Raw genomic sequence first — 22,330 nt, forward strand, 5'->3', positions numbered from 1 at the left:
GGATATATCCAATTCTTAAATGGTTTTTTAAAAGAACCACAAGAGACTTTTTGAAAGTGTTGCTTCGCAACACTTTCAAAAAGTCTCTTAGTTTTGATTTGAGCGAAAAGTATAACGTGGATTCGGGATAATTTGAAACGGGCTTTGAGAAAGGGTTTGCTACGCAAACCCTTTCTCAAAGCCCAAAAGTAAAAGCCTTGCTACGCAAGGCTTTTACTTTTGGGCTTTTAAAATTTGCCAGCTTAACCCGAACTGACGTTAAATAAGTTATCTTAGTCAAGTTTCCTACAATGGAAGCTTGACTTTTTTGTTTGGAATTTGTCGGGAGATGTCTAGGTGAAAAAGTTACAGGGTAATACTTTGTTTTTAACCACGATCGCCGCGATCGCCTTAATTGATGGAGGAAATTACTTCAAGGCTCTTCAGGTGCATCACTTGGCGATCGCTGCCGAAACCAACTCAGCCATCACTCCAGAAATAAATACGCTTGATAAAATCCAAAAACGGGGCAAATTGATCGTGGGGGTCAAAGATAATTTGCCGCCCTTGGGATTTCGCGATCGCAGTGGTAACCTCGTGGGATTAGAAATCGAGATGGCGCGGGAGTTGGCAAAAGAACTAAATTTTCAGGTTGAATTATTGCCCTTAAATAATCGCGATCGCCTAACAGCATTGCAAAACAATCAAGTCGATCTCGCGATCGCCCAAATTACAGTAACTACTAATCGTTCGCGTTTGGTTGATTTCTCTCTGCCCTACTACATCGACAGCACGATCGTGATCGCTAAACGCGGTACTAATTCTCAAGAACTCTACCAACCTTTAGCCATAGGCGTTATCAAAAATTCCGCTGCGATCGCTGCGATCCAATCGCAATTTCCGAAAGCGGCGATCATTGGCACGAGTTCCTATGCCGATGGTTTAGCCGCATTGCAAGCGGATAAAATTAAAGCCTTTGTGGGCGATCGCACTAGCCTCATCCGATGGCTTCAAGACTATCCTGATGTGGAAATCATCGGGCAACCCATTGCCGTCCATAGTTTAGCGATCGCCTTACCGCGAGGATTGCAGCATTTAGACTTGCGCGATCGGGTCTTTGGCATTGTGGATAAGTGGCATAAAAATGGCTGGCTCAAGGAAAGGGCAAAATATTGGGGTTTATAAAAAAAATAGAGTGCTTTGCACTCTATTTTTTATGGGATGGTTTGGTTTTTAATTGCGATCGCCTGTATAGCCCGAAGCATTGGCTAACTCTTCTAACGTACGTTCGCCAGAGAGCATCTTGCCCTGAATTTCCCAAGTGGGATAGCCCTCAATCCCTTTTTGCTTACATAACTCAGCTTCAGATTTTGCTCCGTTAGGAGGATTTGGGGCGCATTCCACATAGGGGATTAATTTTTTCGCATCGCCAAATTTTTCCTTCTGATCTTTACAGTGGGGACACCAATATGCGCCGTACATCTTGGCATTGGTTGCGGTCAAATGTTGCGCCAATCGTCCTGCAAAGGAGTTACTTTGAGCAGCAATCTTACCCTGACTGGCATAAACACCCAGAGTCCCAGTCAAAGTCACAATTGCGACGATCGCGCCTGTAAAAAATAACTGACCGACATCTTTCCAAGTATTACCAAATATTGTCAGCAACCAGATCGTCATCATCGTGACGGCTGAGGAGATGCAATAGAGACAAACTTGAGGCTGACCGCCAATACTACCTGAGGCAAGTAAATACATCAGATAGCCACTAAAAACGAAGGTCGAGGAAGATAGCATAAACATCAAGAAATTTGCGGTTTCCTTGATTTGACCCTGAGCCTTGGGATCGTCGCGTTTTAATAGCAATGGCAACCCTGCCAGCAGTCCTAGCGTTAGATAGCCCAATGCACCAAAAATTGTTAAGGGAACGCCAAAAATCTTGGCATATTCGCTACTGAGTACTAGATCGCACCCGCTACCCTCCACGGAACAGAGGGCTACTTTTTGACCCAAAAAGTGAGTCACTGTCAGATAAGTTGTAAGAGAAAAGCCAAATAGCGACAAAGCGACGATCGCAGGGCGCGACCACCGATGCAACCACGGCTCAGTTTTTTTTCGCATAGCTGTTCCTGACAATTTGTAAATACCTGCTAGATCTAAATTAACGCAGCATTAACGGTATGTAATTGCATCGTTAATTTTATTTATAGATTATTTAAGAGCCTCAGCATAATTAAAATCCAGATCTAATACCAAATCACAAAATGGCAACGCCATTTTGGGAATTGGTATTACTTATAGAGATTTTACCCAATAGATATTGGTGGCGATCGCCGTATTTGCTCTTCGGCAATATGCTTATTTTTTTTATTGGCAATATCTAACCTTACTGCATCGACAAAACGGCTGACTCGAATCGGATCGATCGCCTGTTGAATTTGACCATTACGCTTAAGAGAGCTAGAAACAATGACCCCGTCAGCATATTCCATCAACTGTGGTACATTATCCCATGTTGCCCCAGAGCCAACCAACAGAGGCGTATCGCCACAGGCAATTTTTGCCTCCTGAAGATCCTCAGTTTTCGGGGCATTTCCTGTAGCCCAACCCGATAAAATTACGGCATCGGCAAGCCCGCGATGGATCGTATCGTGAACTGCCGCAGATATCTGTGGGACAGAAATCGGTTGAGCGTGCTTTACCAAAACATCAGCAAAGATTTTGACATCCGTGCCTAGTTCGCGACGATAGCGCAAGAGTTTGTAAGCATCACCTTCGATAATGCCTTGATCCGTTGCCATTACGCCCATGAGGACATTGACCCGAATAAATTTCGCACCAACACAAGAGGCGATCGCTAATGCACTATGACCATCATTCCTCAAAACGTTAATACCCACAGGAATGCCCACCATCTGCTTCACACGGTGCACAACCAGACTCATAGAACTAACCACCGCAGGATCGACGCGATTTTTAGTAAATGGCGCATCAAAAAAATTCTCTACGAGAATCCCATGCACTCCACCTGCGGCAAGAGCTGTGGCTTCCTGTTCGGCGCGATCAATTACCTCTTTTAGGCTGCTCCCCCAACGCGGCGAAGTAGGCAACGGCAAAAGATGAATGACCCCGATTACGGGCTTTGGTGTATCAAATAAACTACTTAAATCCACATGCGTGACGCTTATAAAAAAACTTGAGTAAAAAATTAGGCTCAAAAGCTGAGTAAGTAATTCAGCAAGATTAAATCTAAAATCAGAACCTAGACCGCCTGCTTAGCGAACGGCAAGTATTTCTGGACTTTAAAGTTTACTTCTGAGCTACTTCATTAGCTTTTAATTTAACTCGATCATGAGTGCATAATTTTATCGTGAATTCGATCCCGTCATTTCAATTTCTGACAATTAACTCATAAAGTAGATAGGGTAATAAGTTCTCTGCCTACCCTATGGGTTTATTAACTATGATTAACGCTCCTCATGCCAGAGATGTCTCTACAGATATCTTAATTTTGTCCAATGGACCTGGGGAGCTAACAACATGGGTATATCCCTTTCTAAGAGCTTTAGATCTATCTCTCAAATCCGATGACAAATTCAATGACAAATCCACGGAAGGTTTAGCCAAACTCAAACCACGCATTTCGATCGCTCTATGCCCTGATCAAAATGCGAGCGGACAGGAGCCTCAACTTGCCCAGAGCTTCCCCAATGTGGATCGGGTATTACCCCCAGAACAATTTTTTGATTTTTTACTGTGGGGCAAAACTCCTCAATGGGAATGGAGCAAGCAGGGGATCGTGATCTTTTTGGGCGGAGATCAATTTTTTACGGTCGTGATCGCCAAACGTCTAGGCTATAAGACCCTAATTTATGCCGAATGGGAAGCCCGATGGTATCGCTGGGTAGATGGCTTTGCGGTGCGGAACCAAGCGATCGCCGCTAAGATCCCTGCCCCCTTACGGGCAAAAGCATCAGTAATTGGTGATTTGATGGTCGATCGTGGGGTCGAACCACCACGTAGTAATGCGGATACAGCTCTAAGAATTTGTTTCATGCCTGGTTCCAAAGAACAGAAATTAAAGATTGGCGTGCCTCTATTCGTGGCGATCGCCGATATCCTGAAACAAAAACGTCCCGATCTCGATCTGGTCGTCCCGCTCGCCCCCACCGTCACTCCAGAAACCCTAGCCCAATATGCCCAATTTAGCTTTCCTACGCCCGATAGCGATGGAGCAACGGCGGTTCTGGTAGAGGGGAATTTGGTTACGGCTAAAGGAGCGGTTATCAAAATTCATGCGGGATTTCCTGCCCATGCCCTGATCAGCAGTAGTCAACTTTGTATTACTACGGTAGGAGCAAATACTGCCGAGCTTGCCTCCCTCAACCAGCCGATGCTCGTGCTATTGCCCACTAACGTTTCCGACATCAAGGTTGGATGGGACGGATTGCTCGGTTTACTTGCATCCACGCCATTCTGGGGAAAGCTGATTAGAACGACGATTAACTCGATCCTGATCGACCAAATTAAAAAAAAGGGACAGTTGCTAGCTTGGCCGAATATCTGGGCGGGAAAGGCGATCGTGCCAGAAATTTTTGGCGTAATTACGCCAACTCAAATTGCCGATGAAATTTTGTTCTACCTTGATCATCCTGAAGAATTAGCTCAAATGCGCGATCGGCTCAAAGAAGTCTGTGGAGAATCGGGAGCCGCCACCAAGCTCGTAGCAATGCTTTTAAAAATGCTATAGCTACATAAAAAATGCGGTGCTTTGCACCGCATTTTTTATGTAGCTATAGACATTACCAGCAAGGAATTTTTTATTAATCAGAGTAATACCAATTCATGAAAGTGTGACAGCACGTTTGTGAATTAAAAACCAAAGCTGAAAATGGCGTAGCCATTTTCAGCTTTGGTATAACATTGGCTTCGGGCTTAAGCGATCGCTCCAGCAGGATAACAAACGTTAGTGCCACCGAGTCCACAATAGCCACCAGGATTCTTGGCTAGATATTGCTGATGGTAGCCTTCAGCATAATAGAACTCTCCAGCATCGCGAATTTCGGTCGTGATGCCTTGTTTCATCCCTGAAGCTTTCAACGCCTCTTGGTAGACTTCGCGTGACTCTTCGGCGAGTTTGCGTTGGGTCTCATTGTAAACATAGATCCCCGAACGATACTGCGTTCCCTTATCATTGCCCTGTTGCATTCCTTGGGTGGGATTATGGGATTCCCAAAATACCTTCAGGAGATCAGCATAGTTAATTACTTGGGGATCGTATACGACTAGCACCACCTCATTATGTCCAGTCATCCCCGAACAAACTTCTTCGTAGGTAGGATTAGGAGTTAATCCTGCGGCATAGCCAACAGCCGTTACATAGATCCCCTTTTGCTGCCAAAAACGACGTTCTGCTCCCCAAAAACATCCCAATCCAAATACAGCAGTTTCCATACCTTCAGGGAAAGGCGGTTTTAGAGCATTACCATTAACAAAGTGGTGTGATGCGGTAGGAATTGCTGAAGATCTTCCTGCAAGAGCGTCGGCTACCGTTGGAAGGGTTAATTTTTTGCCTAGTCCGAATAACATAGGTTCACTAAAAAAGTTGTTTGCTAAAAAATAAATCGGGCTTTAATTGATCTCAACGTACAAATACGTGTCACGAAATAATTAATAGATATGGCAAGAACTATGCTTAGCTCATCTATATCTTCATTATGCATTTATCTCATAAAAAATTAGGGGCTTTTGCCCCTGAATTCATTCATCGGTTGATTAGTTACAGAGTCTGACCGCTAAATGCAGGAAAGCGGTCAAACTTAAAATCCAGTGAATCATCGTAAATAGTCAGCGAATCTGGCTTGCAGCGCTTAACTACTACAGTTAAACCTTTCGACCCTTCGGTTTCTAAATCTTCTATATAGCCAATTTTCGCAGCCTCAGCTTCGGATTCATTGACAAATGGCCCAAAATAATAAGTGCAACGTGGGAAATCTGTGACAATTTCAACCCACACAGCTAAGCCCAACATTTCCAGAATTGATATGAAAAAGTTCTTAAACAATTGACCACCCATGGTTTTACATAGCTAAAGTGAATGGTTTGGTTAGACAAGAAAGCTTTAGCACTAAAGCTTTCTTACTATATCTTTATATAACTTAAAACAGGACTTCAAGACAAATTGTTCAGGTTTAACGTATTCACCCAACGTTGTCTAAAAATCTCGTACAGAGCCATTCCTGTGGCAACTGAAGCATTTAAGCTATCGACTTTTCCTTCTAAAGGTATAGATACGAGGAAGTCACAGTTCTTCTGAATTGAGAGGCTCAATCCTTCTCCTTCAGCGCCAATAACTAAGGCGATCGCTCCAGAGAACTTTGTTTTGTGAATGGCATCACTGGCTCCTGCCATTGTCCCATAAACCCAAAATCCTGCTTCTTTAATTTTCTCAAGGGCGCGATTGAGGTTGACGACACGGGCAACGGGCAAGATCTCCAAGGTACCTGCGGCAACTTTAGCGACTGTCGCTGTAATTCCTGCGGCTCGGCGCTGGGGGATCACGAGAGCCTGTGCTCCGAGCGCGGCTGCACTCCGAATGATCGCGCCTAGGTTATGGGGATCGGTAATGCCATCAGCAATCACGATGACGGGTTGGGCTGATTTTTCCTTGGCACTAGCAATTAATTCATCGAGGTCAGCATATTCGTAAGCCGAGACCTGAACGGCGATCCCTTGGTGTCTGCCATTGTCAGTAATCCGATCCAGTCTGGTGTTATCCACTTCATCGACTACGGCTCCTGCGGCCTTTGCCTCGTCAATTAGTGGCAAGAAATCGGGGGCATAACGTAGTCTGGGCGTGACCCACACACGGTTAATGCTGCGATCGCTATTGAGTACCGCTTCAACGGCATGGCGACCATAGACAATATCGGGATTCTCAGGATTATGGACTGGTGCAACGATGCCTAGTTCTCCATCAGGATCGACAGCTCGTCCGATGGGTGGCAAGGAGCGGCGCTCGAAGTTAGGTACGGTGCGATCACCAAAATCACGATCTCCAAATTTGCGATCGCTAAAATCACGATCAAAGCCACGCTCTGAACCACGCTCTAAGCCACGGCTGGAACCACGCTCTGAGCCACGATCGAAACGTTCGGGGCGATCGCCACGTTCAAATTTTTTATCGCCGAATTTTTTATCAGCGAATTTCTTATCGCCAAATTTTTTATCAGCAAATTTCTTATCGCCGAATTTTTTATCAGCAAATTTTTTAGTGATTGGTTTATCAAACTTGCGGTCAAATTTGGGCTCAGCCGATGAGTTCGTACTTTTTTCAAAGCCCCTTTCAGGACGGCGATCGCTATATTTAGAATCCGTACGGCGATCGGTACGATCCGTATACTTTGCTTCAGAGCGACCATCAGCACGTTTCTCAAAGCCTTTTTCTAAGGATTTGTAGGGCTTCTCAAAGGATTTGTCAGCAACACGCTCGGGACGCTTATCATTGCGCTTGTCTGCATATTTACCACCAGCTCGGCTATCGGAGCGATTGTCAGAACGCTTATCAGCACGTTTATCTGAGTATCGGTCGAAAGACTTTTCAGAACGCTTTTCAAAACTTCTGTCTGCGTCTCGGTCGGAATTATGGTCGGATTGTCGGGATTTCAGTCTAGGTTGCGATGTCATGGCGGCGCTGGGGTATCGATATGGCTAATTAGCTGAGTAAAAATTTTGTCGAGGCGATCGCGATCGGTTAAGTAAAGATAACCAATCAATGCTTCAAATCCTGTTGCCTTTTGATAAATGTTGGGATCGACTTTACGCGATATAGATCCCGCAGCATTGCGCCCGCGTCTTACGAGGTCGGACTCAAAGTCTGTGAGATCGAGTTTTTCGAGAAGTTTTGCTTGTTGCTCTGCTCTAACTTGACTGACTACAAGTTGGTGATACTGTTTGGCAGTGCGTGGCGGCAGTAAATAATGCAGACGCATTTGCATCTCATAAACAGCATCGCCAATATAGGCTAGGGCAGAGGTTGGGATCTCAGCGATATTTTCAACGATTGGGCTAAGAGACATTACGAGATAATGCCATTACAGAATAATTTGCTTGCGTACAATGAATAACGAGAATAACGGAATAATGATGGAATGACGACAAAATATCTAGATATTTGTCAACCCTTTGATATTTACATTTATTTCAGACATTGATGGGCAAGCTATGCTTGCCCATCAATATGTATAAATTTTGTCTCATGAATATCATAACAGCAGTTCTGATATTGGGAATAGATTTTAGTGCCCGAAACGTTAAAAACAAACTTTACACACTAAATAAGCAACTCACCGTACGAAATTGGCAAACAAATCTCCCATAAAAGTACCTTGTTGGGCAGAGCCTATGGAAGGATTGAGATTCGCGGTAAGAAACTTAGAGTATGTGAAGTTTGTTTAATTTATCAATTTCGTGATCGCATTTGTGACTGCATTTGTGATCGCACAAAATATCAAGTCTAGAAAATTTGCCCCATAATTTTCTTTGTATTTTTCCTGAAAACGAAAAATATCATTAAGTTCAAGTTGATTTTTACACTTTTTGAGATTGATTCGAGATTGATTCGAGATTTGTTGGGAGGTGCAGATTGCTTGTTTTTGGGTTAGTTATTTTTGAATTTGGTTAATATCTATTTGATTTTTTTGCTTGGTTACTTGATTTGGTTACTCGATTTAGCCACTTGATTTAGTCACTTGATTTAGTCACTTGATTTAGTCACTTGATTTAGTCACTTAGTCTTTACTTGTTTTTGCCAGCTTTGCCAGAGCTTCATCGATTGATGTTTGAAGTGTCAGAAATTGATCTAATCGAACTAGTTTGACCGTTTGGGTGACTCTAGCGTTGGTGATGATTTGGAGGGTTCCATCCAAAGTCTGAGTTTTTTTTGCCATTTGCACCAAAACTCCAAGTCCAGAACTATCAATAAAATCAATGGTTGACAGGTCTAAAATCACATTATGAGGGCCATCTTCGACGCACTTGCCTATCACTTTCTTAAAAGCTGGCTCAGAAAAAGCGTCTAGAAGACCTGCGAGGCGTATTAATTGATAATTGTCCTTGACTTCGAGGCTGCCTCTTAAACTCACAGTCAAGGTTAACGGTTCAGGAATAATGACCTCCAAGGGGTAAGAACGTACCTTAATTTGCGGGTATATTGTATTTGCTTTCTTGACGCTTGTCCAGAAAATACAAAAAATAAAGGACATAATGCCATCTTTAAGCCCTGCCCGATATCACAAAAGTAGAAAAGGCGGTTCTTTTTCGCTTTTCTTTAAGCTAATCCCCTCTCCATCAAGGGGCATGGCGCGTGAGTAACCGATTTAGTTTTATACTAAAAAATCTGCCCAATAACCCATCAGATTGTTTATGCCATCGATCGCCCAAATTCGCCAAACCTTGTTAAATAAAGAGCGATCAGCAACTGAAATTGCTCAAGAGTTTTTAGATCGCATTGCTCACCTAGAGCCAAAACTGCATAGCTTTGTTACGGTAACTCCTGAAGTGGCGATCGCTCAAGCCCAAGCCATTGATGCAGCGATCGCCGCAGGTGACCCACTGCCAATTCTGGCGGGAGTGCCCATAGGTATTAAAGACAATATGTGTGTCAAGGGGATGCCCACCACCTGTGGCTCCAATATGCTGAAAAACTTTGTGCCACCCTACGAAGCCACAGTTACGGCAAAACTGCGTGCGGCTGGAGCCGTGATGGTTGGCAAGACTAATCTTGATGAATTTGCGATGGGTAGCTCGACCGAAAACTCGGCGATCGCCCTCACGGCAAATCCTTGGAATACCGCCTATGTGCCTGGTGGGTCGTCGGGTGGTTCTGCGGCCGCAGTATCAGGAGGGGAATGTATTATTGCTACTGGCTCGGATACGGGCGGCTCGATTCGTCAACCTGCATCCTATTGTGGTGTTGTCGGACTAAAGCCCACCTATGGACTAGTCTCAAGGTTTGGCTTAGTCGCTTTTGCTTCCTCACTCGATCAAATTGGTCCCTTTGCCAATACCGTGGAAGATGCGGCGATATTTTTAAGGGCGATCGCGGGTTACGATCCCAAGGACTCCACCAGCATTAACATCGAGATTCCTGACTATGCGGCTTTATTAACCCCAGACTTAACCCAATCCCTAAAGGGCAAAAAGGTCGGCGTAATTACCGAAACCTTTGGTGAAGGTTTAGATAGCGAAGTTGAGGCTTCGGTGAGAAAGGCGATCGCGCATATGGAAAGTATGGGCGCAGAAATCTATGAGATCTCTTGCCCCAGATTCCGTTATGGACTCCCCACCTATTACATCATCGCCCCCTCCGAAGCATCGGCAAACCTCGCTCGCTATGATGGCGTTAAGTATGGCTTTCGCGATGAGAGTGCAGAGAACCTGCTGAGCATGTATGAGAATACTCGCGAGCAGGGTTTTGGGGCAGAAGTAAAGCGGCGGATCATGATTGGCACATACGTGCTATCGGCTGGTTACTATGATGCGTATTATCTGAAAGCGCAGAAGGTGAGGACTCTAATCGTTCAAGACTTTCAAAAAGCTTTTGAGCAGGTAGATGTTTTAGTTTGTCCAACTGCGCCAACTACGGCTTTTAAGGCAGGAAGCAAGACCGAAGATCCTCTAGGGATGTATCTATCGGATTTGATGACCATTCCTGTAAACCTTGCTGGCTTGCCAGGAATTAGTATTCCCTGTGGATTTGACTCGAAGGGAATGCCCATCGGTTTACAAATGATCTCTAATGTCTTACGAGAAGATGTATTGTTGCAAGTTGCCTATGGCTACGAGCAATCTACGGAATGGCACAAACAAAAACCTTCCCTATAAACCCAAAAGCCTTGCAATGCAAGGCTTTTGGGTGCACAACCCGAAGAATTGATTGGCGGCGCTTCGCGCCGCCAATCAATTCTTCGGGTTTGATTTGTCTTAAGTCAGGACATCAAACCCAATAGAGAGTTGCGGCGCGAAGCGCCGCAACTCTCTATTGGGTTTGATTTTTGTCCTAATATTACTGACTACAGCTATATAATTCGCATAATTCACGAAAGTGTGACAACACTTTCGCGAATTGGTATTAAACCGTGGGTGGTAAGACTTTCAGGGGAGGCTTAGGCTTAGATTTCTGGGAGGGTTTAGAAGGTTTATGGTTGCGATTTTTCCAACGTTCTTGCATTGCCTCCATATAGACATAGAAAACTGGAGTAATGTAAAGCGTTAGCATTTGCGAAAACACCAAGCCACCAACTACCGCCAATCCCAAGGCGCGGCGAGATTCAGCACCTGCACCTAAACCAAGAGCGATCGGTAAAGTTCCCATCAGGGCTGCCATCGTGGTCATCATGATTGGGCGGAAGCGAACTAAACAGGCTTCATAAATGGCATCATAGGCGGTGCTACCTGACTTGCGAGCGCCGATCGCAAAGTCCACCATCATAATTCCGTTCTTCTTCACAATCCCGACTAAGAGAATAATGCCGACAAAGGCATAAACGTTTAGTTCGCTCCGAAAAATAAGTAAGGTAAGCAATGCGCCGAATCCCGCCGATGGGAGACTCGTAAGAATGGTAATGGGATGGATAAAGCTTTCGTAAAGAATTCCAAGAACGATATAAATTACCAAGATGGCAGCTAAAAGTAACAGTCCTAGCCCTTTTTGGGAGTCTTGGAAAGCTTGAGCCGTTCCTTGGAATTTTCCTGTCGAGGTAGCAGGTAGAATTTCTTTAGCTAGTTGCTCGATTTTGCCAACTACATCACTGAGAGATATTCCAGGTTTGAGGTTAAAGGAAATTGTGACCGCAGGTAATTGCGATGCGTGGTTAACCGAAAGCGCACTTACGGTTTGCTTGAAGGAAGCAATAGTACTCAATGGGACTAGCTGCCCGCTACTAGATCGCACCGATAGTAGTTCTAGGGATTTCAAGTCCGCTTGATATTCTGGAGCCAAGCCCACAATTACAGAATATTGATTGTCTGTACCATAAATGGTTGAGACTTTTGCCGTGGAATAGGCGTAGGAAAGAGCGGATTCGATCTGGGTTGCGGTGATACCGAGGGCGGAGGCGCGATCGCGATCGATATCAATATTGACTTGAGGATTTTTAATCTGTAAGTCGCTAGTAACGTCTTGCAGGCTATCCAATTGACGCAGCTTCGCTTCTAGTTCAGGTGCGGTGCGATAGAGTCCCTCTAGGTCAGTGTCAGAAACCGTATATTGATATAGAGCCTTGGATATTTGTGCCCCCAGTCTGATCGCGGGCGGGTTTTGCAAGAAGACGCGAATACCAGGGGTTTTAGATAACTTGGGACGCAGATCTTGAATGATTTGTTCGACATTCCGCGATCGATGGCTGCGTTCTTTTAAGCGCATAAACAAACGCCCATTATTCGGAAGTGCAATAGTACCACCCGCACCTACAGCGGAGTAAACTGCCTCGATATCAGGATCTTGGCTGACAATTTCGGCAAGTTTGGCTTGATGTTTGACCATTTCATCAAAGGAAATACCTTGGATTGCCTCCGTAGTTCCTAAGATTTGCCCAGTATCATCATTGGGGATAAATCCTTTGGGAACTAGCCCAAAGAGAATGATTGTCGCCACCAAAATGGTCGCCGAAATAGCCATCGTGATCCGATGGTATTTGAGGGAATAGCGCAAACTCCAAGCATAAAAGCGTTGAAAGAAGTCGCCTTGATTTCCTAAATTCTCTAGGCTTGGGGAATCGTGAATATGCTCATTGTGATTATATTCATCGTGATTATATTCGTGATGATGCCCGTTATGATCGCTATGCCCGTTATGATTCCCGTTATTATTCCCGTGATTATGCCCGTTACTAATATCGTGATGATGTTCGTTCGCGATTCCAGTTGAGATATGGTCATCAACGCGATCGCTTTCGGCAATATTTACAATTATAGGCTTGCCACTATGCGTCGTATGTTTGAGAAATCGACTGCAAAGCATGGGAGTTAAAGTCAGCGAGACAAATCCCGAAGCGAGAATGGCAACGCTAATCGTAACGGCAAACTCCTGAAAGAGACGACCGATAATCCCCCCCATAAATAGGATGGGAATGAATACGGCAACCAAGGAAATCGTCATGGAAAGAACGGTAAAGCCAATTTCCTTTGATCCATCGATCGCCGCTTGAAATCCAGATTTCCCCATTTCTAGGTGACGCACGATATTTTCCAGTACGACCACCGCATCATCAACAACGAAACCTACCGATAAAGTAAGCGCCATTAAAGATAGATTGTCGAGGGAATAGCCCAGTTTATACATGACAGCAAAGGTTGCCACTAAAGAGATCGGTAGGGCGATACTGGGAATCAAGGTAGCTGAGAAGTTACGGAGAAATAGGAAGATCACCATCACCACTAGGGCGATCGCTAATAGCAGACTGAACTGCACATCTTCGACGGAAGCGCGTACCGATTGCGAGCGATCGTACAAAATTTCAATATCAATCGCCGCAGGAATTTGTTCGCGGAAGGTAGGGAGCAGTTTTTTGAGCGTATCAACGATCGCAACTGTATTCGTTCCTGGTTGGCGTTGGATGGTCAGGATGATCCCTCTCGTACCGTTATACCAAGCTGCGAGCTTATCGTTTTCGACGCTATCGCGCACTTGGGCAATTTCATTCAACCGCACGGGTGCGCCATTGCGATAGGCTGCAATTAAAGAGCTATAAGCCTTTGCATTGTTTAAACTCGCATTAGTACCAATGGTCAGTGTCCGATCGATCCCATTGATACTGCCCGTGGCTTGTTTGGAATTTCCCTGAGCGATCGCTGTGGTTACTTCATCAATACCAATACCTTTAGCTTTCAAGGCTTGCGGATCGAGATCGATCCGTACGGCATATTTTTGAGCGCCCAAGACAGATACGAGAGCCACCCCATCGACCGTTGACAATCTCTGGGCAAGAAGATTTTCCGCATACTTATTTACTTCCGACAATTGCAGTACTTCTGATTTCAGGGCAATGTAGAGAATAGGCAGATCGGCAGGATTGACCTTGCTATACTGCGGTGGACTCGGTAAGGTGGGCGGTAACTGCTTAGCAGCTTTGGTAATCGCCGCTTGCACATCCGCTGCCGCACCATCAATTTGGCGATTGAGGCTAAATTGCAAGGTAATCTGCGTGCTACCGATCGCACTACTGGAGGTCATCGAATCCAATCCTGCGATCGAGGAAAACTGCCGCTCTAGAGGAGTTGCCACCGAGGAAGCCATCGTTTCGGGGCTAGCCCCGGGCAGAGCCGCCGTTACGCTAATCGTAGGAAAATCCACCGTAGGCAGATCGCTAACGGGCAGTACTTGATAGCTAATCGCCCCAAACAATAGAATCGCTAGCATGACTAAGGTGGTCATGACTGGGCGCAAGATAAAGGTTTGAATATTCATTGGTAATGGGGAATTGGTAATGGGTGATTGGTGATTGGTGGCTTACTTTTTGCTTTTGTCTTCTTTATCTTTCTTTTCATCACCCTGATTTTGCGCTTCCTTTACCTCGACCTTGGCGTTGGGCGATAGGGCAAACTGACCATCGGTTACTACTTTTTCGCCAGCTTGCAATCCTTCAGAAATTGACACCTCACTGCCCACGGTATTACTTACTTTCACGGGACGGATTTCCACCGTGCTATCTGATTTGAGGACATAGACAAATTGACCTTTCTGTCCCGTTTGGACGGCTTGGGTGGGAACTGAGAGCGCATTAACTTGCTCGGTCAAATTCAGCACTACATCTACTCGCTGACCGGGAGTGAGGCGATCGTCTTTGTTATTGAAGGTTGCCTTGAGTGTTACGGTTCCCGTAGTTGCATCGACTAAGCTATCAATAAAGGTCAGTTCACCTTGAACTGGGCGCTTATCGTTGGGCAGCAATACATCCACCTTGAGCTTGCCGAGTTTTTGGTATTGCTTTACCTGTGCTAGCGATCGCTCTGGAATTGTGAAGGTCACATAAATCGGGCGAATCTGGCTGATCGTCACTAATGGAGCATCCGCGTCAGCTTTAATCAAATTCCCCTGATTCGATTTGACACTACTAACTCGTCCATCGATCGGTGAGTAAATATCGGTGTAGGAAAGTTGGACTCTAGCATTTTCAATCGCCGCTTCTCCCGCTGCTAAGTTTGCCTTCGCCGATTCAATATCGGCTCTGGTCGATTCTGCTGAAGCGATCGTCGTGTCGATCGCACTACCCGAAGCATTCACATTGGCTTGAGATACGCTGGCATTAGTACGAAACTGTTCGGCTTGGGTGCGACTGATTGCGCCTTCTTGATAGAGTCGGTCGTAACTTTTTCGTTGAAAATCAGCAAACTGCAACTGAGCCGAGTCGCGATCGCGATTTGCCTTGGCTTGGGTAATGGTTGTTTCGGCCTTGACTTGATTGGCGATCGCCTGTTGTAGCTGCGCTTGGTTGCGAGATTGATTAGCGATCGCCTGTTGCAATTGCGCCTCTAAAGGACGCGGATCGATCCGAAATAGCAAATCCCCTTGCTTGACATCCTGTCCGTCCTTAAACGCGACTTCGATTAACTGTCCGCCGATGCGAGATTTTACCGATACGGTGGCATAGGCTTCAGCCACACCAGTACTGCGAATTTGGACGGGTAATGTTTTTTGAACTACAGGCACTACGGATACGGGCACGGCAGGACGGCGTTCTTTGCCTGACTCCGCCTGAGACGATCCGCAAGCCGTCAATAAGCTGGGGGTTGCTGCGGCAACCATAATCAGGAGCGATACAGATAGAAAAGGATGTCTCATGGTTGTCAGGCAAATTGCAACTACTTTGGAATAATTTGGAATGAGTTGGAATGAGTTTGTTATATGCTGATTGTTAATTTAGCTAACTATTAGTAGTACTACATTAATATATCTACCTAGTCAAGATGGATACATCACCTACTGCCAATTCATCTATAGGTTCATCTATAGGTTCATCTATGAATTCCTCTATCAGTTCATCCATAGCTTCATCGCGGATCTCTCACCATATTTGTGCCAATCGAATTCTAGATGTAGTCCCTGCGGTAATGCGATGTATTCATGCGGAAGTGCGCCAGCAAAAATCAACTTGTCTCACCATTCCCCAGCTACGCTCCCTTGATTTTTTAAAAACTAATGCGGGTGTATCCCTAGCAGAATTAGCCGACTATTTGGGCATCAGTAGCGCTTCTACTTCCACCATGATCGAGCGTCTCGTCCAAAAGGAATTGGTAACTCGCACCGTCGATCCTAATTTAAAAAGACAGGTGATTCTCAATCTCACAGCCGCAGGCGAGGAACATCTCCACCAAGTCCTTCAAGAAACAGGCGATCGCCTTGCTGACAAGTTAGAGCAGATCACCCTAGAGCAAATCCTTCAATTAATCAATGGACTGGGAGAACTACATCAAATATTTATGGATTGTGGTCTAGATCCCCGATTAGTCAACCCAACAGGTCGCCTATCGTCACGCTAACTCCTTGATATTTCGATTTCCTCTCACAGAATGCAGGTATAGCTATAGCCAAATAAGTTAAGACATAAAACCCAGAAGAGTATTGCGGCGCGAAGCGCCGCAATACTCTTCTGGGTTTTGTTTTTGTCCTAACATAACTGGCTACTGCTATAACAGCGATTAGATTCGCAAGCCCGCAATATTTCGGCATGGCTTATTGCTACACTAGCAAAGTAATTCCCCATGATTTCTCTATCCATGTCCTGTCCAGTTCCTAAAGATCAACAGCCGCTCAATGAATATGTCGAGCTTAAGGAAGCTTTCTTTTATCGTTGGGCAAAATTAGGGCGATCGCAATATTTACGCATGTTATTGCTGATCTGGTTGGGGTTTGCGATTATTTTTTCGCCAGTCGCCATCAGTATTCAATCCCCTAGTCGGCATCTATGGCAGTTTATTTGTGTTGCGAATATTGGCGGATCGGTGGGGCTAGTTTTGCCAGTGCTGCTGCTGCTATCGGGATGGGGACATGTGAAACAACGCCTTGACAGTGCCAAAATTTTTTATGAAGAGTCAGGCTGGTATGACGGACAAACATGGGAAAAGCCTGAAGCCGACTTAGCGAAGGATCGGTTGCTGGTAGCCTACGAAATAAAACCAGTGATCGCCAGATTACAAAAAACTCTATTGGGCATAATTGGGATTCTATTGTTAAGTTTCGGCATTTTAAATATTTTGCATTAATTGTAGTTGGACGTTAGCCAAAACCCGTAGCTGACGCGCAGCCTCAGCTACGGGTTTTGGCTATGGCTTTTAATTAGATAGTGAGGACAAATTAAACCCCTAAAGATGAGTTGCGGCGCTTTGCGCCGCAACTCATCTTTAGGGGTTTATGTCCTAAGTAAACCTTACGTTGCTATACATCTAGCGAGAGCGATTAAGCCCAGTCGGGTGAAGATAATTCGGCAAAACAAAGCTTAATATATATTTACATAAAAGCAAAAAGTCCAGCAAAGCTGTAAAAAGCTTCTTAAGCTTTCACAAAGAGATTTTCCGAGCTACATAAGAACTTATAAGAACTAAGGTGCCTAAATATGACAGTTTTAGACCAATACTTTGAACTCTCTGATCGCGCTAGGGAAGACGACAAAGCATTTGATGAATTGGTGGAATTGTTCGCTGAAGAAGCCGAAGTTCAACCTGCGGGAGCCCGTAAGGTAGTTGGTAAGGATGCCATCTCACAACTGTATCGCCAGTTTTTTCAGACCTATTCAGGAATGCAGCGTGTTTGGACGACCAGAAGGACGGAAAATGGACTAGAAGCCATTTGGGCGATCGCGGGCAAGCGCGATAGTGGTGAACTATTCGCGATGCAAGGCAGACATATTGCTGAAGTCGATGCCCAAGGCAAAATTTATGCCTTAGAAGTTCATGTCTCCAAAGCTAATTGATCTATCACCTGAAGAATATCTTGCCAGTTTCGATAAATTTGGCATTCACCTTGGTTTAGAGCGTATTCAACAACTGCTCGATTCCTTGGGAAATCCTCAAAATCAGATTCCCGTGATCCATGTCGCAGGCACAAACGGAAAAGGTTCGGTTTGTGCTTTTTTACTGTCGATTTTGCAAGCGGCGGGTTATCGGGTTGGACGTTACACCTCGCCACATCTGATCGATTGGCGCGAACGGATTACGATTAATGGCGAATGGATTAGCCATCAGGATCTTTTCGTAGCTTTGAATCAGGTAGAGGCGGCGATCGCTCCTAACTTGCCGCCAACCCAATTTGAAGTCATTACGGCGGCGATGTGGTGGTATTTTGCGGAGCAAAAAGTCGATATTGCCATTCTCGAAACGGGTTTAGGGGGGAGACTAGATGCGACGAATGTATGCGATCGCCCTTTAGTTTGCGCGATTACATCGATCGGGATGGATCACTGTCAACAATTGGGCGATACCTTGGCGGCGATCGCTTCCGAAAAAGCAGGCATCATCAAGCCGCAATGTCCTGTTGTCATCGCCGAAAACGATTCTGAAGCGATCGCGGCTTTGCAAAAAAAAGTAACAGAATGCCATGCCACTGTAGTTTGGGTGGAGGCTGCTAGGCGGACGGATGCGGGTGCGATATACCAAGATTTTGTCTATCCTTTGCCCCTACAAGGCAATCATCAATTAATCAATTCGGCAGTGGCGATCGCGGCGGTTCGAGTTTTGCAAAATCAAGGCTGGCAGATTAGCGATGAGGCAATCAGGGTAGGCATGGCAAACACGCGATGGGCGGGACGACTACAATGGATGGAATTTAATTTTCATGGAAAGCGGCGCAAGATCCTAATTGATGGAGCGCATAATGTGGCGGCGGCGCAATACCTCCGTCAGTTTGTCGATGAGGCGTTTCCCCAACAACGAAAACGCTGGATCGTCGGCATCTTAAATACAAAGGATCGATTGGGCATTCTCAAGGAACTTTTAGATGCCGATGATTTGCTGTTTCCCGTGCCCGTTCCTAGTCCTGCCACTACGCCACCACAGGATTTAGCTGATTTAGCAACTTCTATATTCAAGGGTTATCCCAAGAGTCATCCTCTGCATTCCCCCAAATTTTATCCTAGTTTAGAGTTAGGACTAGAGGCTGCTTTTGCAGATGGGGGAGAGGAGCGAGAGAATGAGCCGATCATTCTTTGTGGTTCATTATATCTAGTCGGAGAGTTTCTAAGTCGTAATATCTAGTCGGATAGTTTAGGGTTAAACTGAATGCATAAAGCCCGATCACGAAAGCCCGATCGCGAAAGTCAATCATGAATGTTACCGTAAATATTACAGTCAAGCTTCGCCGCCAAACATCGCGCCATAGCAATCCCACCTATCAAATCTTTCATATCGAAGTCGATCCCGATCGCACTACAGTGCTCGATGCCTTAATCAAAATTCAGAGTGAACAGGATGGCTCCATCGGGTTTCGGCGCAACTGTCGCAATGCCATTTGCGGCTCTTGCTCGATGCGGATCAATGGGCGCTCGGGCTTGGCTTGCCAGAAGCAGATCGGCGAAGTGATGGGAGAGAATGATACTGAATTGGTAATCGAACCGATGCAAAATCTCCCTGTCATTAAAGACTTGATCGTGGACATGACTAAATTTTGGGATAACCTCGCTAAGGTCGATCCCTATGTCTCCACTGCATCGCGGCAAATTAGCAAAACTGAATTTTTGCAAACTCCCGAACAGAGAGCCAAGCTCCAAGCGGCTGCTAATTGCATTCTCTGCGGTTCCTGCTATTCCGAATGTAATACTGCTGCGATCAGCGATCGCTTCGTTGGTCCCCATGCCTTAGCCAAAGCCTATCGAATCATGGCGGATAACCGCGACGATCGCACTGAGGAACGAATCCAAAAATATAACGAATCGGGATTTGTCTGGGACTGTACGCGCTGCTATAACTGTAACGAAGTCTGTCCTGTGGAAGTGCAACCCCTAGATCGAATTTCCCAAATTAAACATGAAATTCTTGCCAATCCCGATCTGCCAGAATCCACCGCTCAACGCCATCGTTACACAATGGTTGATCTCGTCAAAGAGGATGGCTGGATTGATGAAAGCAAATTTGGGGTGCGGGTCGTTGGTGATAACTTCCGCGATCTCAAAGGGCTACTGAGCATTTTCCCTCTCGGTATCCGCATGGTTTTAAGTGGCAAAATGCCCTATCCTTGGCAATTCCAAAAATCCGAGGGAGCGACCGAAGCGAAAGCCCTAATTGAAGCGATCGAGAAAGCTAAAAATAAGTAAGGTTTGCTTAGCTAAAGATGAGTGGCGGCGCGAAGCGCCGCCACTCATCTTTAGGCTTTTACGCTGCTATAAGTAACTGGGCATAATTAAAAAAAACATAATCTGTAGCGCACGCTGCGCGTGCGCTCCAGAAAGACTACCTAAAAAATACCTGCGGATTCGTAAAGGCGACGGATGAGGGCGATGATTTTGCGATCGTAGAGAGGATCGATCGCCCAGCGTCCAGTTAATTGATGTAAAACTGGGGCAACTCCCCTAGCCACTAAATGGAATCTTGGCGCAACTACAGGTTTGAAGAGGGGCGCATTACTGGCATAGGCCTTAAGATGCTGAATATGCGCTCTCACACCTGTCCGCCGATCGGCAAAACTTGCACCCAGATTAGTCTTGGAATTAGCGATCGCTCCTAAACTCGCAAAATTATTTTGATCGGGTTCAATCCCCCTACCAAATCGCAAAAAACTGGTTTCCACGCACATCTGACAAAAGGCAATATCGTGATTCACTCCTTCAATCTCGGCTTCCTCTCGATACAAATGGGGTAAGTCACCATAATCAGTGAGCGCAGATTCGTTATTGTTTTTGAGAAACATCAGTAGCTGGACTTCCGATGCATTGCCCACACCCATGATTTGATCGATTTGCCCAACAAAAACCTTAAAGATCGTTTTGAGAGAAAGAGTCCGAGTGGTGCTGTCCCATGAGACAGAAGTATTGAGTTCGCGCAAAGCGATCGCCTGTACATAGACGATGCTTTGATAACGCAGACAACAAGATAGAGGGATTTGGCTGAGATTAAAACCGAGCCGATCGACCAGATCCACAGGGACAAAAACATTTCCTGCAACGAGAATCCCTTTTTCTTCATAGCCCTGACCGTTGAGATTGATACTAATCTCTGGATAGGTTACGGGTTTAACTGAGGTAGGACGATTTGCGGGACTGAAAACGGGAATCGTGGTCGCCGTTTCGTTAATCCATGTTTGTAAACCATCGGCAATGCCGATCGCATAGTCCCGCCGTCTTGTTTGCATCAACAGGCGATCTTGAGAATTGTTGCCAAAAATTACTTCCAACAAGATAGAAGGGATTGCAATTTGGCGACAAAAACTCAAACTACCGATACTCGCGATCGTGTCTGCCTTTGCCCCACGATTGGTAATTTCAGGTACACGCTTAGTCAAGGCATTGGTAAGAATCTCAGCTTGGCGCTTGCGTAAAGCATTATTCGTAATGTAGTAGGCCGTTGCGCCGCGTAATTCCGTCGCATTAGCGATATCAATTTGTAGAGACAACGCGACATCCTGAGATGTGGCTCTGGCATTAACCCAAGCGATTGTTTCTTCTAAATTGAGGTCATCGCTAGGTATGACGATCGCAATTCCACGCGATCTTAATTCAGCAACCACTAAATCTCTTGTGGCCGCTAATTCACTGGTTTCCATCGTTCCACCCGCCATCTCGCAGCGATCGCGAAATGACCCTTCAAAACCACCCTGACCTGCGGAAATAAATATTTTGCCCATATCCCTATCTGCTAGTTGATTTCAGCAAGCAAAAAAGTCTTCGTAAGTCTATCAGCTTTTGTCCAATTTAACTGCTTATTAAGTGATTAGGCATAATTAAAATCCAGACTAACGACCTGTGGCGCAAGCGTAGATTGCGCCACAGGTCGTCAGTCTTATATTTAATTGCACCCAGTTAGGGACTTGCGATTTAATGAAGTACCAAATATAAAACCAGAATCGGTGGCGCGGCGGAGCCGCGCCACCGATTCTGGTAAATCTGGATTGGTATCTTATTTTCTCGCAAGTCCCTTACCTCATAGCTATAGTCAAACGCAATAGAGAGTTGCGGCGCTTCGCGCCGCAACTCTCTATTGCGTTTGCTGTCCTAACTTAATTGGCTATAGCTATATCAGAAGTAGAAGCCGATTATGTTAGGACAAAAATAAAACCCAGAGGAGAGTTGCGGCGCTTCGCGCCGCAACTCTCCTCTGGGTTTTATGTCTTAACTTATTTGGCTATAGCTATACTTTTTGGGCTTGGCTC

18 protein-coding genes are annotated in these 22,330 nt (G+C 45.5%); 8 read left to right on the forward strand and 10 right to left on the reverse strand.

Features of this window, described 5'->3' with window-relative positions; translation table 11 throughout:
• Nucleotides 1–336: 336 nt before the first annotated feature.
• Complete coding sequence (locus PseudUWO310_RS18850; protein WP_142604014.1) at nt 337–1,164, forward strand: transporter substrate-binding domain-containing protein; 828 nt, start codon at nt 337–339, stop codon at nt 1,162–1,164.
• 48 nt (nt 1,165–1,212) lie between these two features.
• Here the strand turns inward: PseudUWO310_RS18850 and PseudUWO310_RS18855 are convergent, their stop codons facing one another.
• Nucleotides 1,213–2,097, reverse strand: coding sequence for a vitamin K epoxide reductase family protein (locus tag PseudUWO310_RS18855; RefSeq protein WP_142604016.1), 885 nt, complete (start codon nt 2,095–2,097; stop codon nt 1,213–1,215).
• Between the two features lie 185 nt (nt 2,098–2,282).
• On the reverse strand, nt 2,283–3,149 hold the full coding sequence (gene btpA / locus PseudUWO310_RS18860) for a photosystem I biogenesis protein BtpA (RefSeq protein ID WP_142604018.1): 867 nt from the start codon (nt 3,147–3,149) through the stop codon (nt 2,283–2,285).
• Between the two features lie 290 nt (nt 3,150–3,439).
• Here btpA and PseudUWO310_RS18865 point away from each other — a divergent pair, with 290 nt between their 5' ends.
• Complete coding sequence (locus PseudUWO310_RS18865) at nt 3,440–4,726, forward strand: lipid-A-disaccharide synthase (protein WP_223805755.1); 1,287 nt, start codon at nt 3,440–3,442, stop codon at nt 4,724–4,726.
• Nucleotides 4,727–4,911: 185 nt separating this feature from the next.
• Here the strand turns inward: PseudUWO310_RS18865 and msrA are convergent, their stop codons facing one another.
• From msrA to PseudUWO310_RS18890, 5 genes are all read right to left on the reverse strand, one after another.
• Entirely contained in the window at nt 4,912–5,565 is a 654-nt protein-coding gene (gene msrA, locus PseudUWO310_RS18870; protein ID WP_142604022.1) for a peptide-methionine (S)-S-oxide reductase MsrA, read from the reverse strand.
• Between the two features lie 190 nt (nt 5,566–5,755).
• On the reverse strand, nt 5,756–6,052 hold the full coding sequence (locus tag PseudUWO310_RS18875; RefSeq protein WP_142604024.1) for a DUF1816 domain-containing protein: 297 nt from the start codon (nt 6,050–6,052) through the stop codon (nt 5,756–5,758).
• A gap of 95 nt (nt 6,053–6,147) precedes the next feature.
• Nucleotides 6,148–7,662, reverse strand: coding sequence for a 23S rRNA (guanosine(2251)-2'-O)-methyltransferase RlmB (gene rlmB, locus PseudUWO310_RS18880; protein ID WP_142604026.1), 1,515 nt, complete (start codon nt 7,660–7,662; stop codon nt 6,148–6,150).
• Nucleotides 7,659–8,054 (reverse strand): Mini-ribonuclease 3, encoded by a 396-nt coding sequence (locus PseudUWO310_RS18885; RefSeq protein WP_009626685.1) that lies wholly within the window; start codon nt 8,052–8,054, stop codon nt 7,659–7,661. Before PseudUWO310_RS18885 ends, rlmB begins: the two co-directional genes overlap by 4 nt.
• A gap of 711 nt (nt 8,055–8,765) precedes the next feature.
• The gene (locus PseudUWO310_RS18890) at nt 8,766–9,239 is read right to left on the reverse strand and encodes an STAS domain-containing protein (protein WP_263363463.1); all 474 of its coding nucleotides are present in this window, start codon (nt 9,237–9,239) and stop codon (nt 8,766–8,768) included.
• Between the two features lie 160 nt (nt 9,240–9,399).
• Between PseudUWO310_RS18890 and gatA the strand changes: the two genes are divergently transcribed.
• Nucleotides 9,400–10,860 (forward strand): Asp-tRNA(Asn)/Glu-tRNA(Gln) amidotransferase subunit GatA, encoded by a 1,461-nt coding sequence (gene gatA / locus PseudUWO310_RS18895; RefSeq protein WP_142604028.1) that lies wholly within the window; start codon nt 9,400–9,402, stop codon nt 10,858–10,860.
• A gap of 247 nt (nt 10,861–11,107) precedes the next feature.
• Here the strand turns inward: gatA and PseudUWO310_RS18900 are convergent, their stop codons facing one another.
• Both PseudUWO310_RS18900 and PseudUWO310_RS18905 read right to left on the reverse strand, forming a co-directional pair.
• Entirely contained in the window at nt 11,108–14,443 is a 3,336-nt protein-coding gene (locus PseudUWO310_RS18900) for an efflux RND transporter permease subunit (protein WP_142604030.1), read from the reverse strand.
• A gap of 42 nt (nt 14,444–14,485) precedes the next feature.
• The gene (locus PseudUWO310_RS18905) at nt 14,486–15,817 is read right to left on the reverse strand and encodes an efflux RND transporter periplasmic adaptor subunit (protein WP_055073628.1); all 1,332 of its coding nucleotides are present in this window, start codon (nt 15,815–15,817) and stop codon (nt 14,486–14,488) included.
• A 179-nt stretch (nt 15,818–15,996) separates the two neighbouring features.
• Here PseudUWO310_RS18905 and PseudUWO310_RS18910 point away from each other — a divergent pair, with 179 nt between their 5' ends.
• From PseudUWO310_RS18910 to PseudUWO310_RS18930, 5 genes are all read left to right on the forward strand, one after another.
• Nucleotides 15,997–16,515, forward strand: coding sequence for a MarR family winged helix-turn-helix transcriptional regulator (locus tag PseudUWO310_RS18910; protein WP_190316075.1), 519 nt, complete (start codon nt 15,997–15,999; stop codon nt 16,513–16,515).
• A gap of 222 nt (nt 16,516–16,737) precedes the next feature.
• Nucleotides 16,738–17,238, forward strand: coding sequence for a CGLD27 family protein (locus PseudUWO310_RS18915; RefSeq protein ID WP_223805756.1), 501 nt, complete (start codon nt 16,738–16,740; stop codon nt 17,236–17,238).
• 350 nt (nt 17,239–17,588) lie between these two features.
• Nucleotides 17,589–17,945 carry a nuclear transport factor 2 family protein gene (locus PseudUWO310_RS18920; RefSeq protein ID WP_142604034.1) on the forward strand — a complete coding sequence of 119 codons (357 nt, stop codon included), beginning with the start codon at nt 17,589–17,591 and terminating at the stop codon, nt 17,943–17,945.
• On the forward strand, nt 17,926–19,224 hold the full coding sequence (locus PseudUWO310_RS18925) for a bifunctional folylpolyglutamate synthase/dihydrofolate synthase (protein ID WP_142604036.1): 1,299 nt from the start codon (nt 17,926–17,928) through the stop codon (nt 19,222–19,224). Before PseudUWO310_RS18920 ends, PseudUWO310_RS18925 begins: the two co-directional genes overlap by 20 nt.
• 68 nt (nt 19,225–19,292) lie before the next feature.
• Entirely contained in the window at nt 19,293–20,279 is a 987-nt protein-coding gene (locus PseudUWO310_RS18930) for a succinate dehydrogenase/fumarate reductase iron-sulfur subunit (RefSeq protein ID WP_142604038.1), read from the forward strand.
• A gap of 140 nt (nt 20,280–20,419) precedes the next feature.
• On the opposite strand, the gene PseudUWO310_RS18935 is transcribed toward PseudUWO310_RS18930, so the two are convergent.
• Entirely contained in the window at nt 20,420–21,805 is a 1,386-nt protein-coding gene (locus PseudUWO310_RS18935; RefSeq protein WP_142604040.1) for an N-acetylmuramoyl-L-alanine amidase, read from the reverse strand.
• Nucleotides 21,806–22,330: the final 525 nt, after the last annotated feature.

Source organism: Pseudanabaena sp. UWO310, from assembly GCF_006861605.1.
Taxonomy (GTDB): Bacteria; Cyanobacteriota; Cyanobacteriia; order Pseudanabaenales; family Pseudanabaenaceae; genus Pseudanabaena.

Bases quoted from the DNA above. Each gene is read 5' to 3' on its own strand.
- PseudUWO310_RS18855 (WP_142604016.1), bottom strand. From the start codon at position 2,097: ATGCGAAAAAAAACTGAGCCGTGGTTGCATCGGTGGTCGCGCCCTGCG.
- PseudUWO310_RS18865 (WP_223805755.1), top strand. From the start codon at position 3,440: ATGATTAACGCTCCTCATGCCAGAGATGTCTCTACAGATATCTTAATT.
- msrA (WP_142604022.1), bottom strand. From the start codon at position 5,565: ATGTTATTCGGACTAGGCAAAAAATTAACCCTTCCAACGGTAGCCGAC.
- PseudUWO310_RS18875 (WP_142604024.1), bottom strand. From the start codon at position 6,052: ATGGGTGGTCAATTGTTTAAGAACTTTTTCATATCAATTCTGGAAATG.
- rlmB (WP_142604026.1), bottom strand. From the start codon at position 7,662: ATGACATCGCAACCTAGACTGAAATCCCGACAATCCGACCATAATTCC.
- PseudUWO310_RS18885 (WP_009626685.1), bottom strand. From the start codon at position 8,054: ATGTCTCTTAGCCCAATCGTTGAAAATATCGCTGAGATCCCAACCTCT.
- PseudUWO310_RS18890 (WP_263363463.1), bottom strand. From the start codon at position 9,239: ATGTCCTTTATTTTTTGTATTTTCTGGACAAGCGTCAAGAAAGCAAAT.
- gatA (WP_142604028.1), top strand. From the start codon at position 9,400: ATGCCATCGATCGCCCAAATTCGCCAAACCTTGTTAAATAAAGAGCGA.
- PseudUWO310_RS18900 (WP_142604030.1), bottom strand. From the start codon at position 14,443: ATGAATATTCAAACCTTTATCTTGCGCCCAGTCATGACCACCTTAGTC.
- PseudUWO310_RS18905 (WP_055073628.1), bottom strand. From the start codon at position 15,817: ATGAGACATCCTTTTCTATCTGTATCGCTCCTGATTATGGTTGCCGCA.
- PseudUWO310_RS18910 (WP_190316075.1), top strand. From the start codon at position 15,997: ATGAATTCCTCTATCAGTTCATCCATAGCTTCATCGCGGATCTCTCAC.
- PseudUWO310_RS18915 (WP_223805756.1), top strand. From the start codon at position 16,738: ATGATTTCTCTATCCATGTCCTGTCCAGTTCCTAAAGATCAACAGCCG.
- PseudUWO310_RS18920 (WP_142604034.1), top strand. From the start codon at position 17,589: ATGACAGTTTTAGACCAATACTTTGAACTCTCTGATCGCGCTAGGGAA.
- PseudUWO310_RS18925 (WP_142604036.1), top strand. From the start codon at position 17,926: ATGTCTCCAAAGCTAATTGATCTATCACCTGAAGAATATCTTGCCAGT.
- PseudUWO310_RS18930 (WP_142604038.1), top strand. From the start codon at position 19,293: ATGAATGTTACCGTAAATATTACAGTCAAGCTTCGCCGCCAAACATCG.
- PseudUWO310_RS18935 (WP_142604040.1), bottom strand. From the start codon at position 21,805: ATGGGCAAAATATTTATTTCCGCAGGTCAGGGTGGTTTTGAAGGGTCA.